This window comes from Agrobacterium vitis, from assembly GCF_013426735.1.
GTDB lineage: Bacteria > Pseudomonadota > Alphaproteobacteria > Rhizobiales > Rhizobiaceae > Allorhizobium > Allorhizobium vitis_D.
Map to the genome: position 1 here is coordinate 2,657,842 of NZ_AP023272.1, position 15,872 is coordinate 2,673,713.

Consider the following 15,872-nt stretch of genomic DNA (forward strand, 5'->3'; position numbering starts at 1 on the left):
ATGGAGCGGATAAAGCGGGCTATTGGAATTCGAAGATCTGGCGGAACATGCCGGGGGCGATGATCGATAGCGGGTTCACCACCAGATGCGGGGCATCAACCGGGCCTTTCAGCTTGAAGGTAATGCCCAAAAGGCCACGGTCCCGACCATTGCCAAGGATGGCACCGATAATCGGCACTTCCGCAAACAGCCGATTGAGACCGTAGGCGGGCATGAATGTCCCGGTCATTTCCATCTGGCCCCTGGTATCCTTGATGGTGCCCTGGAACGATGCGCCGACCTGTTCACCGCGGACGATGCCGTTATCGGTCCTGAGCACGCCGTCCTGATAGATCAGCCGGGCGAAGGCCCGTTGGAATTTTTCCGAACTGACATCCAGGTCACGTTTGACTGCCGTATTCAGGCTACGGCCATCATCGGTTGCCGGGGTCGTGACGATTTTCTGTAACCGATCCTCATTCTCGACCCGGAAATTGCGCAGATCAACATTGCCCATCCAGTTCTTGTTCAGATCGCCGCGGATTTTCACGTCCAGCATGCCACCGCGCATATGGCTATAGAGATCGACGAACCGCACCAAAGTACCTGCATCGCTGGAAATCAGCGATATCTCATTGCCATTTCCAGCCTTGGCTGACTGGACGACAACCGCCTGGCCGGTGTCGGTCACGGCACTCATTTTCAGCGCCGTTATGGCCCCGGATCGAGAACCATAGACCAGCCTGACGCCGGAAAGGGCTTCGTCATTGAAGCCAATCAGCTTATCGACATCGACATTTATATCGACATCGGTCGAACTGCTGGATGACCGGCCTTCGCCAGTCGCCCCATTAGGGTTGGACGAGCTACCGGATTTCAGCTTCTTCAGCAAAACACGGCCGTCAACGCTGCTACCACTGACCTTTGCGTTGATGACACCCTTGTTGACCTGAACCGAAAGGCCGAAATCATCGGCGGAGGCCAGTTTGACATGGTCGAGATCCGCCCCAACCAGCCCATTGGTTTTGGATACCACAAGCTTGCCCGTCGCCCCGAACCCGTCACCATCGAGATTGAACTTGTCAAGCATCAGCAGGCCGGACTTGTCCTGCAGTTCCATCGACACCTTGGCGGGAATACCGGAGCCCTTGGTCCAGCCGATAACCGGGATGTTCAAAGTCGCGCGCGACAGGTCGCTTTTCACCAGTTGGCGATTGTCATCAAGGCGCGACACTTCCAAATCAATGGTGCCACCAACAATGTCGCCAAGGCCCGGCACGAGCTTGGCGCGCTGGCTGTCGTTCAGCTGTCCTTTCACCGTCCAGCTAGGCGCTCTATTGGAACCGCGGTCGACCGGCTGAGAGAAGTCGATCTCCACCGGCACGCCATCGATCTGGGCGTCCCCTTGCAAGACGGCATTTTGCGGATCGACCACCAGCGTACCATCGAAGCCGGTGATCTTCTTGTCCATATAGGGCCGCTTGAGATCGACCCCCTTCATATCCAGCGAGGCCTTCCACACTTCCGGTGGAGGTTTCTGATCGGCGATGATGCCGCCATAGAGCTGAACATCGGCCTTAATCTCGCCTGCAAAATCCTCCGGCACGAATTCCGTGCGTTGCAAGGCTTGCATGGGCTTGAATGTCGCAAGTTCCGCCATGGCATCAGCCGGGCCGCTAACGGAAACGGCGATATTGGCCATCAACGGCTTCTTGTAGGTATTGGCGATTGCAAATGTGCCTTTATCCAACTTGACCTTGCGTCCCGAGGGGAAATAGGACGTGCCGCCATCGATACGCACTTCCAGATCCGGCCCTGTCAGGTCGAAATGCCCGGCAAGATCACGAATCGGTGGCAGGTCGCCTGTCACGTTCATTCGCGCACCGCTGATATCGAAAGCGATTTTCAGCTCGTCAGGCCCCAGATCCAGAGGTTGGGGTATAGGTTTCATCCGCCCGGCAGGAATGAGCACATCAATCGAGGCTTTGCTGATCGTGCCGCCGAAAAGATTGGCCTGTACCCAGGCGCGTGGCTTCATGGCCATCCAATAGGGCCAGAGCTGCTTGACCATGGCGGTGCGCATCTCGAACAGTTTGCCGTTGAAACGGATTTCCGGCGAGGCGTTGCCAAACTGAACATTGAGCGTGGCTTGCATGCTGCCATGCGGCGTCGATACCGCCAACTCGCTGAATGTCAAATGACGCTGGCTGGGAATGAACTGTCCAAAGGCCTTGAGAGAAAACGGAAACGGCTGCTCTCCCGACGATTCCACCGAGGCCGTGCCCTGATCAACCAATAGGTCGATGCCGATGCCCCGGGCATCGCCCGGCACTGACTGCAACCGGTCAAGATCGATGAACCCGCCGGAGAACGGCACATGGGTTGGGCCGAAATCCACCTCAGAGGGCCGGATTTCCGCCGTCAGCTTGTCAAAATCATAGGCGAGATTGATGTCAGCCCGCGTCAGGTCCTGCTTGTCGCCATCGACGTAGAGTATGCCGTTTTCCGTCCGCAATCGCGCCGAGAGAGCCGGTCTCTGGCTTTGTGACTGCCGCAAGGCGTAAAAATCGATATTGATGCTGGTATCGGCGCCGTCCCGCCAGACACCGGTGGGCGTGCGCTTGATCAGGAAGGGCGTGGCGATCAGATCCGTCACCGTTGCTGTCAACGACGTGGTGCGGGCTCCGTCAGTCATCGCCTCGGCGGAGATCATGCTGACCTTGCCGTTGATAGACGTCTCACCCTCGATGGCAAGCGAATCGTCCTTCCTGCGTGTCAATGTCAGATCGTTGACCTGCACATCAACCGGCTGACCAATTCCATTTTTGGCAGGCAAGGTAATGCCACCCAGGCGCAGCCGATCCAGACCTCCCCGGACAATGAAGCCATGTACATCGTCGAGATTGCCGAACATCGTCTCCATGAACGCCGGAAACTTGTCGATCCGCAGCGTAGCAAGATCCAGATCGCCGCCCTGCAACAGGCGTGAACTGTCGAAATCGATGCCGGTCACGTCGATTTCGGTCACGGAAACCCGCCCCATCAGCAGCGAGATCGGATCGATGACCAGTTTGACGTCGCCGGCTTTGGAGACCACCTGCTGGGTCTTCGGATCCGTCAGTGTGACATTCTGCGCGGCGACCGCCAGATGCAAATTCTTGGAAAGACGGATGGAGGTCTGGTCGATATCGGCTTTCAGGTCGTCGCCAATCGCGGATTGAAAAGCGGCGCGCGCACCGGTCGATAGGGCCTGGTCCAGCGTACCGGTTTCAATCGCAATGGCCGCCGCCCCCAGCATGGCCATAAGCGACAGGACGACATAGGCGCCAAACCGCATTAATCTGGTCAGAGGGCCACGTCGGCGCGGGCAATGCACAATCAAGGGATCATCGACCTGCGAGGACGGCAAGGTCTCGAGGGCAACAATGTCGCCTTTGCGAAAACGGATTTTCTCGCCCCGGATTTCTCCCATGCCTTGGCCTGTATCTCCGATATTTCCTGAAGTTCGACGGGCTGTTAGCGCACCGGCAACCTTATGATTCCAATGAATGACCGAATTCGACATCGGCCTTGACTGCACGCAGCAAACAGAATTCTGATGGCAAATTCATTACACTGGACGCGCGTCATCTGCGCTATATATCCGTCCCGGCCTTATATTTCCACAAACCGGGCAAAAGAAAGGTATCAGCATGGCGGAATTGTCGATTGGGGACATGGCTCCGGATTTCACGCTACCGCGCGATGGCGGCGGCACGGTGCGCCTCTCTTCCTTCAAGGGCAAGCAGGTGGTTGTCTATTTTTATCCCAAGGACGATACCAGCGGCTGCACCGTAGAAGCCACGTCCTTCACATCCCTGACACCGGAATTCGAGAGTTCCGGTGCTGTCATCATCGGTATTTCCCCCGACTCTGTGAAAAGCCACGATAAATTCGTCGCCAAACACGACCTCGCCGTCATGCTCGGCTCGGACGAGGAGAAGACCACGCTGGAAGCCTACGGCGTGTGGAAGGAAAAAAGCATGTATGGCAAGACCTATATGGGGGTCGAGCGCAGCACTTTCCTGATCGATGCCGATGGCCGGATCGCAGGCGTCTGGCGCAAGGTGAAAGTCCCCGGTCATGCTGAGGCGGTGCTGCAAGCCGTAAAAGACAAAGCAGCGTAGCTGGAATATTTCGCCCGAAATCGATAGAGATTTCAGAAATTATGCAATAAATGCCAAGCATGTCTCATAGCATGATAAAATCCCTGAGAGCGGGTGCGACGATGGCAATCGCCGCAACCGACCTTGATGAAAAAACTGGTCTTGCGCAGGAAACCGCCCGCCGCTGGCATGGCCGGACTCTATCGCTGCGCTCGCCGCTCGATCCGCCGCTGCCGGATCGTCCAGGGCGTCCCGCCAATCCAGTTCTGGTGCCACCGAAAGCCACGGAAAAACGGTCGCTGCACACGCTGAAGGGCCGGATCGCCATGCTGCATTCGCTCGCCCATATCGAGTTGAATGCCGTGGATCTGGCGCTGGATATTGTTGCCCGCTTTGCCAGCGAACCAGTGCCACATTCGTTTTTCGACGGCTGGATGCAGGTGGCCTTTGAGGAAGCCAAGCATTTCGGTCTGGTGCGCGACCGGCTTCGGGCGCTCGGGGCCGATTATGGCGATATGCCAGCCCATGACGGCCTTTGGCAGGCAGCCCATAGCACCCGCACCGATCTGACAGCCCGGCTAGCCGTGGTGCCGCTGATTCTTGAGGCGCGCGGACTGGATGTGACCCCTTCCCTTCAGGAAAAAATGCGCGAGACCGGCGATATCGAGAGCGCGGACGTCTTGAAGGTGATTTATGACGATGAGAAAGGCCATGTCGCCGTCGGCGCCAAATGGTTTCGCTTTCTCTGCGCCCGCGAAAAACGCGATCCTGCCAAAACCTTCCAGCAATTGGTGCGCGCCAATTTCCGGGGGGCGCTGAAAGCACCCTTCAACGACATTGCCCGGGCTGAAGCCGGGCTGACACCTTCCTTTTATCGGGTGCTTTCCTCCATCAGCCACGCTTGAAACATCTCGGCCATAAGCAACATTTTGTTAACCTTAACAGGATGTAATCACCTCGACAGAATCGGGTCTGCAATCTGGATCAGAAGTTACAGTCTGGCCATGCGCCACACGCAGCGACTGTAACGATGCACGAGGTCGGCATGATGAAGACACGCAGCCGCAAGGGCTTCAGCAAGCGTCAGCGCCAACAGCATGTCCTTATCCTCGCGTCTGGGGAAACCATTCGCCATATGACCCTGCGTCCGTGGATGGCAGGTGCAGGTCTTTGCCTGGTGGTGGCCGGTATAGTCGGCTACCTCGGCGCGACCTCTTATCTCATCATGCGCGATAATCTGATCGGCGCGTCCATGGCACGCCAGGCGCATTTGCAGCACGATTACGAAGACCGGATCTCCGCCTTGCGCGCGCAGGTCGACCGGGTCACGTCCCGGCAATTGCTGGACCAGCAGGTGGTGGAGGAAAAGCTTCAAACCCTGCTCGAAAAGCAGATGGCGCTTTCTGCCCGTTCCGGCAAGCTTGGATCACTTCTGGACCGTGCAGAGGAATCCGGCCTGACGCCGAATGAGCCTTTAGCGCCTGTGGCACCAGATAAATCCGCGTCTGTGGCCCCTGCGGCAGCCCCTGTGGGCAAGGGTAATGCACTGGCCGCCCTGAATCGGATGCTCCATACCGGACCCGCAGACACACAGGAAAGCGATGGCCCGGCATTGGGCTTTATGCCTGCCCATGAAAGCGGCGCCGACCGGGCGGACCGGGTTTTCCGTAACGTGACGCTGTCGCTGAAATCCATCGAACAACAACAGAAATCAAGCATCCATGCACTGACCGCCGAGGCGCGCGACAAGGCCAACACCATCGAGCAGGTCTTGACCGACAATGGCATCCGGATCGACACGCCTGATGCTGGCAAGGACGGAATGGGTGGCCCTCTGGTCGATGCCGACCCGAAACTCGGAATCGATACCAGTCTCGACGGATTGGATAGCGCCCTCAATCGCCTGGATGCCGCCCGCGAAACGGCGAAAGACATGCCTTTTTCAAACCCTGCCGCCACCCGTGAAATCACCAGCCCGTTCGGCAACCGCCCTGACCCGCTGCTTGGACGGCTGGCCATGCATACCGGCATAGATTTCCGCGCAACAAATGGTTCTCCTGTCAAAAGTGCCGGTGCTGGAACCGTCATTACCGCCGGACCGACGGGCGGCTATGGAAATATGGTGGAAATCGACCATGGCCAGGGACTGTCCACCCGTTACGGCCATATGTCGAAAATCCTCGTTCGTCCGGGCGAAAAGATCGAGGTTGGCCAGGTAATCGGCCTGTCCGGATCGACCGGACGCTCCACCGGGCCACACCTGCATTACGAAATTCGCAAGAACGGCAACCCTATCAATCCGATGAGCTTTCTGGCTTCCGGAATGACACTGAAGCCATTTATTCAGTAGGTACCTCACATCAGGAGGACTCTCGTAACGGGCTATGAGATTGGCAGGACTTACCAAGGCAACCCGTTATTCATAAATGTCTGTTACTGCATATCTGCAGATACAAGAATCAGTCAGGGGACCGAGTTGCAAACAAAGCAGCTCAACAGACAAAGCGGAACGGTACTATGTGGCTTGAACTGCATGACGGCGACGGGTTTCCGTTCTTCGTCAATATGGACAATGTCGTTGATTTTCGCTGGTATGAACGAGAAAAATATACCAGCTTGCTGACCACGGCGCCTGTGGCGGAAAAACTCCATATGCTTTACGTGCGCGAAAGCGCGACCCAGATCATGCAGATGATCCGCCAGGAGCAAAACCGGCAGGCCGGCAAAGCGGGTGGCGCCTAAAGCATCGGCGGCGAAAGGCGAACCGGTTTTCTGAACGATGCTCTAAACATAGCAAAGATTGATCCAACACCTTTCGCCCAGCGTAATGGTATAGGTTACTCCTGCCTTAGCGAGCTGCCATGCCAAATGCACACCCTAGTCCAACCATCCTGTGGTTCCGCAAGGATCTGCGTCTCGATGACAACAGGGCGCTTCTGGCGGCATTGCAGACCTCTGGACCGGTCATCCCTCTCTACATTCGCGAGCCTGAGGAAATGGGTACCGGCCCGCTCGGTCCGGCACAGGCATGGTGGCTGCATCACTCCCTCGTCAGCCTCGACCGGTCGCTTCAATCCTACGGCAGCCGATTGGTTCTTCGCCACGGCCCACCGGGCCAGGTCCTGCGCCATCTGATCGAGGAGACCGGCGCCAAAGCCGTCCACTGGAATCGCCGTTACGATCCGTCCGGCATGGCCATCGATGCGGAGCTGAAAGCCGTTCTGCGCAGCGACGGGCTTGAAGCCACCAGCCATGCCGGCTTCCTGCTGCATGAACCATCGAAGGTGAAAACCGGGAGCGGCGGGCCTTTCCGTGTCTACACACCCTTCTGGCGAGCTCTTGAAAAGCAAGGCGATCCACCGCCGCCCGTCGAGAGACCCAAGACCTTGCACAACCCTGCCCATTGGCCGGATAGCGACCGGTTGGAAGACTGGCAACTGCTGCCGACCAAGCCGGATTGGGCAAAGGAGTTTTCCGAAATCTGGACTCCGGGAGAGCCCGGCGCTCAGGACAAACTGAGCCAGTTTATCGATCATGGCCTCAAGGGTTACCGCACGCAGCGGGATTTCCCAGCCCTGCCCCATACATCCGGCCTGTCGCCGCATCTGGCGCTCGGGGAGATTTCTCCGGCGCGTATCTGGCACGCAACCATCGGCCTTGGCGATGATGTGTCCACCGACGACTATGTGCATTTTCGAAAAGAGCTGGTCTGGCGGGAATTTTCCTACCATCTGCTGTTTCACTTTGCCGAGCTTGCCAGCCAGAACTGGAACGACCGCTTCAATGAGTTCCCCTGGCAAAAGAACGCGGCATTTCTATCCGCCTGGCAGCGGGGCCAGACTGGCTATCCGATTGTCGATGCCGGGATGCGCCAGCTTTGGCGGCACGGTATCATGCACAATCGTGTGCGGATGATCGTCGCCTCCTTTCTGATCAAAGATCTGATGATCGACTGGCGGGAGGGAGAAGCCTGGTTTCGCCACACATTGGTCGATGCCGATCCAGCTTCCAACGCCGCCAGCTGGCAATGGGTGGCTGGCTCCGGCGCCGACGCCTCGCCGTTTTTCCGGATTTTCAACCCGGTCACCCAGAGTGAGAAATTCGATCCGGACGGCGACTATATCCGCCAATTCGTGCCGGAGCTGGCAAAACTGCCAAACAACCTGATCCATCGCCCCTTCGAAGCCCCCGCACCCCTGCTGGAAAAGGCGGGGATTACGCTTGGCAAAACCTATCCGGTGCCACTGGTGGATCACAAACAAGCCAGGGCCGTGGCGCTTGAGGCTTATAAATCAACCGGCTCGCCGGACTGAATAACAGGTGCATGGACGCTTCCCCACATACTGAGGCAAGGTTTTCCGGGTTGATGCCACAGCAAGAAATTGCATTTCTTGTCATACAGGGCTTGTAGACCGAAAACACACTTTCTATTGTTCGGGAAACAGAAAGTGCGCTCATGGCATTCCACCCCTCCGTTCTAGACGCCATCGGCAACACGCCGCTGATCCGGCTGAAAGCCGCTTCGCAGGCAACCGGCTGCACCATTCTGGGCAAGGCCGAGTTTCTCAATCCCGGCCAGTCCGTCAAGGACCGTGCCGCGCTCTACATTATCCGCGATGCCGAACGGCGCGGATTGCTGCGGCCTGGAGGCGTCATCGTCGAGGGCACGGCCGGTAATACCGGTATCGGCCTGACCCTGGTCGCCAAGGCGCTTGGCTACCGCACCGTGATCGTCATTCCGGAAACCCAGAGCCAGGAAAAGAAGGACGCATTGCGGCTGCTGGGTGCTGAACTGGTCGAGGTTCCCGCCGTTCCCTACAAAAACCCGAATAATTATGTGAAGCTTTCCGGACGGCTTGCGGCCCAGCTGGCGAAAACCGAACCGAACGGCGCGATCTGGGCCAATCAGTTTGACAATACCGCCAATCGCGACGCTCATATCGAGACAACAGCCCGGGAGATATTTGAGGATACCGGTGGTGCTGTTGATGGTTTCATCTGCGCGGTTGGCTCCGGTGGCACACTGGCCGGCACGGGGATCGGACTGCGAAACCTGAAGCCTGGCGTCAAAATCGGCCTTGCCGATCCCGAAGGAGCCGCGCTCTATGAATTCTACCGGAATGGCGAATTGAAATCCTCTGGTTCCTCAATCAGCGAAGGCATTGGCCAAGGCCGGATTACCGCCAATCTGGAAGGATTTACGCCTGATTTCTCTTACCTCATCCCCGACAGCGAAGCCCTACCGATCATTTTCGATCTGGTCGAACAGGAAGGCCTTTGCCTCGGCGGCTCGTCCGGCATCAATATCGCTGGCGCCGTCCGGCTGGCGCGCGAGCTGGGGCCGGGTCATACCATCGTGACCATCCTGTGCGATTATGGCAATCGCTACCAGTCGAAGCTCTATAATCCGGCCTTCCTCAAGGAAAAGGGCCTGCCACAGCCCACATGGCTGGGCGGCAAACCTGACATTTCCATTCCCTTCGAACCTGTCTGAGCCCCATGCCAACATTGCCTCTGTTTCGTGACGACTTTTACCTTTCGACGGCAGAGGCAGTGGTGACAGCCGTGCATGACGACAGCTCAATCGAGCTTGACCAGACCTGCTTTTACGCCACATCCGGCGGCCAGCCAGGCGATACGGGCTTTCTTGAACGCGCCGATGGCTCGACCATCCAGCTCGGGGCAACCCGCCACGGGGCAGACAAGAGCATCATTCTGCATCAGCCGCTGGAGGGCCAGCCAAGTCCTGACCTTGGCGAAAAACTGGTCCTGCATGTGGACTGGCCACGTCGTTATAAGCTGATGCGGATGCATACCGCCTGCCATCTGCTGTCGGTGGTCTGCCCGTTTCCCATTACCGGTGCTGCGGTCGGCGAGGATGAAAGCCGGGTGGATTTCGACATGAGCGACGCCATCGACCGCGAAACGGTGACGGCGGATCTGATGCGGTTGGTGGAGCAAAACCATCCGGTTTACCTGGAATGGATCACCGACGCGCAACTGGCAGCCAATCCGGATATCGTCAAATCCAAGAATGTGCGCCCACCGATGGGTTTGGGTCGCGTTAGCCTTGTTTGCATCGGAGAGAATTCATCCGTTGACAGCCAGCCCTGCGGCGGCACACATGTTTCCGAGACCCAGGAGGTCGGTGCGATTCACATCGCCAAGATCGAGAAAAAGGGCAAGGAGAACCGGCGCTTCCGTATTCGCTTCGGTACGCTGGAACCCTCTGCCTGACAAGCATGGAGAGAAGCATGTCTGCGGAGAAAAGCCGTTTCGTCGTATCGGCCGAGTGGGTACAGAAGCAATTGGGCGCACCTCAATTCAAGGTCGTCGATGCATCGGTGTATTTGCCAGTTCACAACCGTAATGCGGCAGACGAATATGCCAGCGGCCACATTCCTGGCGCTGTGTTTTTCGATCAAGACCAAATCGCAGATCATTCCACCTCTTTGCCCCACACCTTGCCCTCACCAGAGAGATTTTCCGAGGCTGTTGGCAAGCTCGGCATTGCCGACACCGACACTATTGTTGTCTATGACGGACCCGGAGTTTATTCCGCACCGCGCGTCTGGTGGATGCTGCGTGTGATGGGTGCGCGCGATGTGTTTGTTCTCGATGGTGGTCTGGATGGCTGGAAGCAGCAGGGCCTGCCTTTGGAAACCGACTTACCCGAGCCTGCACCCGCAACATTCAATGCAACATTCAACGAAGCCCAGGTAACATCCTTCGCCGAGATGCGCACAATTGTCGATGATGGCTTGAAGCAGGTGGCAGACGCTCGCCCCGCAGGACGCTTCACCGGTCAGGATGCCGAACCAAGGGCCGGCATGCGCTCTGGCCATATGCCGGGGGCACGGTCTGTGCCTGCCTCGATTTTGAGCGAGAATGGGCGGTTAAAAGATCTCTCCGCGCTACGGGAGATTTTCACCGAAGCGGGCATCGACCTGACCCGCCCCGTTGTTACCAGCTGCGGCTCAGGCGTTACGGCTGCGGTGGTCACCCTAGCGCTACAATCGCTCGGCCATCATGACAATACGCTCTATGACGGCTCCTGGTCAGAATGGGGCTCTCGCAAGGACACTCCGGTGGTAACCGGACCACCAGATGCGATTGAAGGCGAGTTACCCGTGCTTCTAACCGCCCATGTTACCAAGCTGGAAATGAGCGCGCCCCCGAAATCCAGCTTGCCAGTGCCGATCAATATCCAGACGGCAATCATCCGTGCCACTGAAATGCCCCTACCCTATTACCGCTTCCTCTATCGGCAGGTCGGCTCCCGCTGGCACTGGTACAAGCGTCTGCAGATGAGCGATGCCGAGCTGAAGGCGACCATCCATAGCCCGGATGTGTCAATCTGTGTGCTTTACGTCAATGGCGCCCCAGCGGGCTTCTTTGAGCTGACCCAGCAACAGGACAATACGGTCGAGCTGTCCTATTTCGGCCTGTTCGAACATGCACTAGGACTTGGAATCGGCAAATGGTTCCTGCTTCAGGCCCTTTATGCCGCCTGGTCGACCGCACCAACCAAAATCTCGGTGATGACAAATACACTCGACCATCCCCGCGCCCTGCAACTCTACCAGCAATTCGGCTTTTCACCGGTTGAAACGTGGAACGAGTTGGTGGAGCCACCCTCGGAATCCAGTTTGCTGGACATTTTAAAGCGGGATTACAACATTCAGTGATCAGCTGTGACGCCGGTCAATTCGTCTTCAAGCCTGTCAGGTTTAGATTGAACCCGACAGGCTTTATGCCGATTCCGAAGACCGACATACAAGGCTCGAAAAACACGCCGCGCCCTTGCTCCAGCCCTAACTTAAATGTGGAATACTTTCTGCCTCCAATATCTCTCGCGAAACCCAGGCAGGGATTCCGCGTAAATCGCGACGCATCCGGATCAGATATCATTTGCGAATGCATTCAGCTCGTCTAAGCTGCTGAGCTGCACCAGCGGTTTGCCTTGGAGTTTAGCCTCAGCGCAAAGCTCTCGAATTGTCGGCATCCATCCCTGATCGACATCCCAAATCGTACGGAAAAGCTCTCGCGTGGGTGGCATAGCAGAAAAACCGCCTGGGGCATGTTCGAGTTTCCCAGCCATCCATGCCATCTGCCGTTCTGCCGCAAGCCAGAAATGCATCCATAACGCCATGTCGATGAGGATGATTTCCGTTGCCCGCGCAACGCGGGACGGGATCGAGTCCAGGCTGCCTAGCCCGTCGATCACCCAGGCATCTTCAGAAATAATTTTCTCATGCTTGAGTGCATAGACGTCAGGCGGGGTTAGAATCCAACCTTCTTGCCAAAGAAAGCGGTCGATTTCGACATGCGGTAAACCTCGCTTCTCGCCAAGCTTGCGAGCGAGAGTAGATTTTCCACCACCAGCGTTACCGAGAATGACGATCCGCGACATCGGCTATTGGCCTGAAATTTCCCAATTAAAACGACAGACTTGAACTGAATTTTCTAACGTTGCAAAACAAATGCCTCACAACAGGTGAGTGCGCAGAATGTTTCGCGAAGATATCTCCAGCAAGACAAACCGCCCGACACACGCACCGCAAGGCGACTCGGCACCAGTATCCACTTGGATGCCACATTTCGGTTAGGGGCTGACGTCCTTAATGGCTTATTTTTTTATAAAACCATAAAACGCATAATACGAAGAGTCATTAAAAATGACTCTTCGTATTCCTTTTGCAAATAACACAAGTCTCCGATGCATTGGAGATATTTACAATCTCTTCAAGGCGAACAGGCGTTAGCATATTCGCCTTGGTATAGGGCACTCACGACACTCGCTGTATGGTCTATTTCCAACCCTCCCCTTCCTTCCACGTTTTCCAGTCCGCGATAACAGCATCGGCGAACAGACTCCCCACCCTATAAGCATTTGTGACTGATGGCATGAAGCCGCCGGACTTCGACGTCAGCGATTCGATCGCAGTGCGGCCAAACGGCTCACGGTCAAAATTGGAAGCCGTGCGCAACACCAGAATACGGTTGAAATCGAGGCGCCTGGCCTCCGACGCCCGCTTCAAAGCTGTCAGCGTCGCATTATCCTCCATCTGGGTGGTGCAGTAATGGGCTTTCCCATCGGTGACCAATGCCGCAAACCGTTCCGTGGCTTCAGCATCCTTTACCCCATGCCAGTAGGTATCGCCTGAGACCGTGTCGCAAATCTTCACAGACGGGGCAGCCTTGGCTGCCGGCGCGGCATAGGCGGCGCGATAAGTCTTGGCGGCATCGCTGTCCATCAGTTCGACGGAGCCAGTCAGCGCCATGGCCTTTTGGACCAGCGCCTCGTTCAGCGCGTAGACCTCCGTCCCCGCTGCCCAGGTTGGTTTGGCGGCCGGACTTGCCGCACCCAGCGGCACCTGCCCGTCCGGCCAATCCTTCTCGATCTGGCGGGCATCGATATCATGCCGCAATCCGCCATCCACCACATATCTGGCCCAGAGCGCAGATCCCAGAGTTCCTTCCTTCGGATTGACGCCCGCAATGCCTGCAATCAACACATAGGTGTTGCGAAGGTCAAACCGACGATCGAACGCCACCGCCATGGTCGAACTCGCCGCATTGGCATAGCCCATTGCAGTGGTCATCACGCAGAGGCCCTGACGATCGCAAGCGACCTCAGGATATTCCTTGGAAAGGCCTGGCACTTTAACTTTTGTCGTCAGCTTGCGCCCCGCCAGCCAAGGCTTGGTCTCTTCGCCAAACATGGTGATAACAAGAACTTTCGGAGCGATTGTTTTCACTCCCCGGCTGGAAGCAGAGGACGCGGCATGACTGGCAATGGCGCTGGACGCCACCGTCAAGGCCGTGACAATCATCGCAGTGGCGAATGCAGGCAATCTTGGCATCATAGGATAGATCTCTTTATCGAAATGCAATGGTACCATTGCAGGGAGGAGATCTCCTTCTTAGCCCGGACAGAATTTCAGGTCAAAACCATAGGCCAAAGGCCTAATCAATCCTGCAGATTAACTGACATTCGAGCGACGCCTGAACATGACTCCTTCGAAAATTTTCCGGCTGCAAGCAAAGAAACAGAAAAAGGCCGGATGGTTTCCCATCCGGCCCTGAAAAAACGACTTAACGTCGCTTATGGCTTATGCAGCTTCAGCGGTTTCTGCTTCAGCAGCAACGCGAGCCTTATCAGCTGCACCCTTGGCATCGACATCGCGCTCAACGAACTCGATAACGGCCAGAGGAGCATTGTCGCCCTGACGGAAACCAGCCTTCATGATACGCAGGTAGCCGCCGTTACGGCTAGCGTAACGAGTAGCAATCGCATCGAACAGCTTGCGAACAGCATCCTGATCGCGGATCTGCGAAATGGCCTGACGACGAGCGTGCAGGTCACCGCGCTTGCCGAGCGTGACAAGCCGTTCTACGATCGGGCGAATTTCCTTCGCCTTTGGCAGGGTCGTGACAATCTGCTCATGGGTGATGAGCGAAGCCGCCATATTGGCAAACATTGCCTTACGGTGGCTGGCGGTACGGTTCAGCTTGCGGCCGGCTTTCTGATGGCGCATGGCTATTCTCCTTCAATGCAGGTTCCCGCGCTTGTTGCGGCCCTGCCGTTTCCTGACACATACGGATCAAGATCCGCAGTTTGACTGGAAAGGCAGAGTTCAACCTGCCTTATCTAAGATTAATATTGGTCTTCGTAACGCTTGGCGAGATCTTCAATGTTTTCCGGCGGCCAGGCAGGAACTTCCATACCCAGATGCAGGCCCATGGAAGCCAGAACTTCCTTGATCTCGTTCAGCGACTTGCGACCAAAGTTCGGCGTGCGCAACATTTCGGCTTCGGTCTTCTGGATCAGATCGCCAATATACACGATATTGTCGTTCTTCAGGCAGTTGGCCGAACGGACCGAAAGTTCGAGTTCGTCAACCTTCTTCAACAGCGCCGGATTGAAAGCCAGTTCGGTAACGGCTTCTTCTTCAGCTTCACGCTGAGGCTCATCGAAGTTGACGAAGACAGACAGTTGGTCCTGGAGAATACGAGCAGCGAAAGCCACCGCATCTTCACCCGAAACAGACCCATCGGTCTCGATCGTCATGGTCAGCTTGTCGTAGTCAAGAACTTGGCCTTCGCGGGTGTTTTCCACCTTGTAGGACACTTTCTTGACCGGCGAATAAAGGCTATCGACCGGGATAAGCCCAATCGGAGCATCTTCTGCCCGGTTACGATCAGCCGGGACATAGCCCTTGCCGTTGTTGACCGTGAATTCCATCCGGATTTCCGCGCCTTCATCCAGCGTGCAGATGACGTGGTGCGGATTGAGGATCTCGATATCGCCAACCGTCTGGATATCTCCAGCGGTCACGACGCCTGGACCCTGCTTGCGGACAACCATGCGCTTGGCATCGTCGCCGTCCATCTTGATGGCAATTTCCTTGATGTTCAAAACGATGTCGGTGACATCTTCGCGAACACCCGGGATCGACGAGAATTCATGCAGAACACCGTCGATCTGGACAGCCGTCACGGCAGCACCGCGCAGCGACGACAGCAAAACGCGACGAAGCGCGTTGCCGAGCGTCAGACCGAAGCCCCGCTCAAGCGGTTCGGCAACCAGGGTTGCCTTGGTGCGACCGCTGGAGGAGAACTCAACCTTGTTCGGCTTGATCAGTTCCTGCCAATTCTTCTGAATCATATGTTTACCTTCCGTTCGTCGCCACTATTCAATCGTGACGACCGAGCATGAGAAGAACCGGGACCGCATGTACGCAT

The 15,872-nt window shown here is 56.7% G+C and carries 13 protein-coding genes; 8 read left to right on the forward strand and 5 right to left on the reverse strand.

What is annotated here, in order from left to right:
* Positions 1-19 precede the first annotated feature (19 nt).
* The gene (locus H1Y61_RS12330; protein WP_180572783.1) at positions 20-3,451 is read right to left on the reverse strand and encodes a YhdP family protein; all 3,432 of its coding nucleotides are present in this window, start codon (positions 3,449-3,451) and stop codon (positions 20-22) included.
* A 220-nt stretch (positions 3,452-3,671) separates the two neighbouring features.
* On the opposite strand from H1Y61_RS12330, the gene bcp reads away from it, so the two are divergent.
* The 8 genes from bcp (at position 3,672) to sseA (ending at position 11,812) form a co-directional block, all read left to right on the forward strand.
* Positions 3,672-4,145 (forward strand): thioredoxin-dependent thiol peroxidase, encoded by a 474-nt coding sequence (gene bcp / locus H1Y61_RS12335; RefSeq protein WP_180572784.1) that lies wholly within the window; start codon positions 3,672-3,674, stop codon positions 4,143-4,145.
* A gap of 101 nt (positions 4,146-4,246) precedes the next feature.
* Positions 4,247-5,029 (forward strand): ferritin-like domain-containing protein, encoded by a 783-nt coding sequence (locus tag H1Y61_RS12340; RefSeq protein WP_409065472.1) that lies wholly within the window; start codon positions 4,247-4,249, stop codon positions 5,027-5,029.
* 143 nt (positions 5,030-5,172) lie between these two features.
* Positions 5,173-6,474, forward strand: a complete 1,302-nt coding sequence (locus H1Y61_RS12345; protein ID WP_409363979.1) for a M23 family metallopeptidase — start codon at positions 5,173-5,175, stop codon at positions 6,472-6,474.
* A gap of 167 nt (positions 6,475-6,641) precedes the next feature.
* The gene (locus H1Y61_RS12350; protein ID WP_180572786.1) at positions 6,642-6,866 is read left to right on the forward strand and encodes a hypothetical protein; all 225 of its coding nucleotides are present in this window, start codon (positions 6,642-6,644) and stop codon (positions 6,864-6,866) included.
* A gap of 119 nt (positions 6,867-6,985) precedes the next feature.
* Positions 6,986-8,437 (forward strand): cryptochrome/photolyase family protein, encoded by a 1,452-nt coding sequence (locus H1Y61_RS12355; RefSeq protein WP_180572787.1) that lies wholly within the window; start codon positions 6,986-6,988, stop codon positions 8,435-8,437.
* Between the two features lie 143 nt (positions 8,438-8,580).
* Positions 8,581-9,618: a cysteine synthase A gene (locus H1Y61_RS12360; RefSeq protein ID WP_180572788.1), complete on the forward strand. Its 1,038-nt coding sequence runs from the start codon at positions 8,581-8,583 to the stop codon at positions 9,616-9,618.
* A gap of 5 nt (positions 9,619-9,623) precedes the next feature.
* Complete coding sequence (locus tag H1Y61_RS12365) at positions 9,624-10,361, forward strand: alanyl-tRNA editing protein (protein WP_180572789.1); 738 nt, start codon at positions 9,624-9,626, stop codon at positions 10,359-10,361.
* Between the two features lie 17 nt (positions 10,362-10,378).
* Positions 10,379-11,812 (forward strand): 3-mercaptopyruvate sulfurtransferase, encoded by a 1,434-nt coding sequence (gene sseA / locus H1Y61_RS12370; RefSeq protein ID WP_180572790.1) that lies wholly within the window; start codon positions 10,379-10,381, stop codon positions 11,810-11,812.
* Between the two features lie 212 nt (positions 11,813-12,024).
* Here sseA and H1Y61_RS12375 read toward each other — a convergent pair whose 3' ends face one another.
* From H1Y61_RS12375 to H1Y61_RS12390, 4 genes are all read right to left on the reverse strand, one after another.
* Positions 12,025-12,537: a P-loop NTPase family protein gene (locus H1Y61_RS12375; RefSeq protein ID WP_180572791.1), complete on the reverse strand. Its 513-nt coding sequence runs from the start codon at positions 12,535-12,537 to the stop codon at positions 12,025-12,027.
* Positions 12,538-12,934: 397 nt separating this feature from the next.
* Complete coding sequence (locus tag H1Y61_RS12380) at positions 12,935-13,960, reverse strand: purine-nucleoside phosphorylase (protein ID WP_409363980.1); 1,026 nt, start codon at positions 13,958-13,960, stop codon at positions 12,935-12,937.
* Positions 13,961-14,239: 279 nt separating this feature from the next.
* Positions 14,240-14,665, reverse strand: coding sequence for a 50S ribosomal protein L17 (gene rplQ / locus H1Y61_RS12385; protein ID WP_015915763.1), 426 nt, complete (start codon positions 14,663-14,665; stop codon positions 14,240-14,242).
* A gap of 119 nt (positions 14,666-14,784) precedes the next feature.
* Positions 14,785-15,795 carry a DNA-directed RNA polymerase subunit alpha gene (locus H1Y61_RS12390; protein WP_015915762.1) on the reverse strand — a complete coding sequence of 337 codons (1,011 nt, stop codon included), beginning with the start codon at positions 15,793-15,795 and terminating at the stop codon, positions 14,785-14,787.
* Between the last annotated feature and the right edge of the window lie 77 nt (positions 15,796-15,872).

Coding starts and splice junctions, on each gene's coding strand:
- H1Y61_RS12330 (WP_180572783.1), bottom strand. CDS start 3,451: ATGGGAGAAATCCGGGGCGAGAAAATCCGTTTTCGCAAAGGCGACATT.
- bcp (WP_180572784.1), top strand. CDS start 3,672: ATGGCGGAATTGTCGATTGGGGACATGGCTCCGGATTTCACGCTACCG.
- H1Y61_RS12340 (WP_409065472.1), top strand. CDS start 4,247: ATGGCAATCGCCGCAACCGACCTTGATGAAAAAACTGGTCTTGCGCAG.
- H1Y61_RS12345 (WP_409363979.1), top strand. CDS start 5,173: ATGAAGACACGCAGCCGCAAGGGCTTCAGCAAGCGTCAGCGCCAACAG.
- H1Y61_RS12350 (WP_180572786.1), top strand. CDS start 6,642: ATGTGGCTTGAACTGCATGACGGCGACGGGTTTCCGTTCTTCGTCAAT.
- H1Y61_RS12355 (WP_180572787.1), top strand. CDS start 6,986: ATGCCAAATGCACACCCTAGTCCAACCATCCTGTGGTTCCGCAAGGAT.
- H1Y61_RS12360 (WP_180572788.1), top strand. CDS start 8,581: ATGGCATTCCACCCCTCCGTTCTAGACGCCATCGGCAACACGCCGCTG.
- H1Y61_RS12365 (WP_180572789.1), top strand. CDS start 9,624: ATGCCAACATTGCCTCTGTTTCGTGACGACTTTTACCTTTCGACGGCA.
- sseA (WP_180572790.1), top strand. CDS start 10,379: ATGTCTGCGGAGAAAAGCCGTTTCGTCGTATCGGCCGAGTGGGTACAG.
- H1Y61_RS12375 (WP_180572791.1), bottom strand. CDS start 12,537: ATGTCGCGGATCGTCATTCTCGGTAACGCTGGTGGTGGAAAATCTACT.
- H1Y61_RS12380 (WP_409363980.1), bottom strand. CDS start 13,960: ATGATTGTCACGGCCTTGACGGTGGCGTCCAGCGCCATTGCCAGTCAT.
- rplQ (WP_015915763.1), bottom strand. CDS start 14,665: ATGCGCCATCAGAAAGCCGGCCGCAAGCTGAACCGTACCGCCAGCCAC.
- H1Y61_RS12390 (WP_015915762.1), bottom strand. CDS start 15,795: ATGATTCAGAAGAATTGGCAGGAACTGATCAAGCCGAACAAGGTTGAG.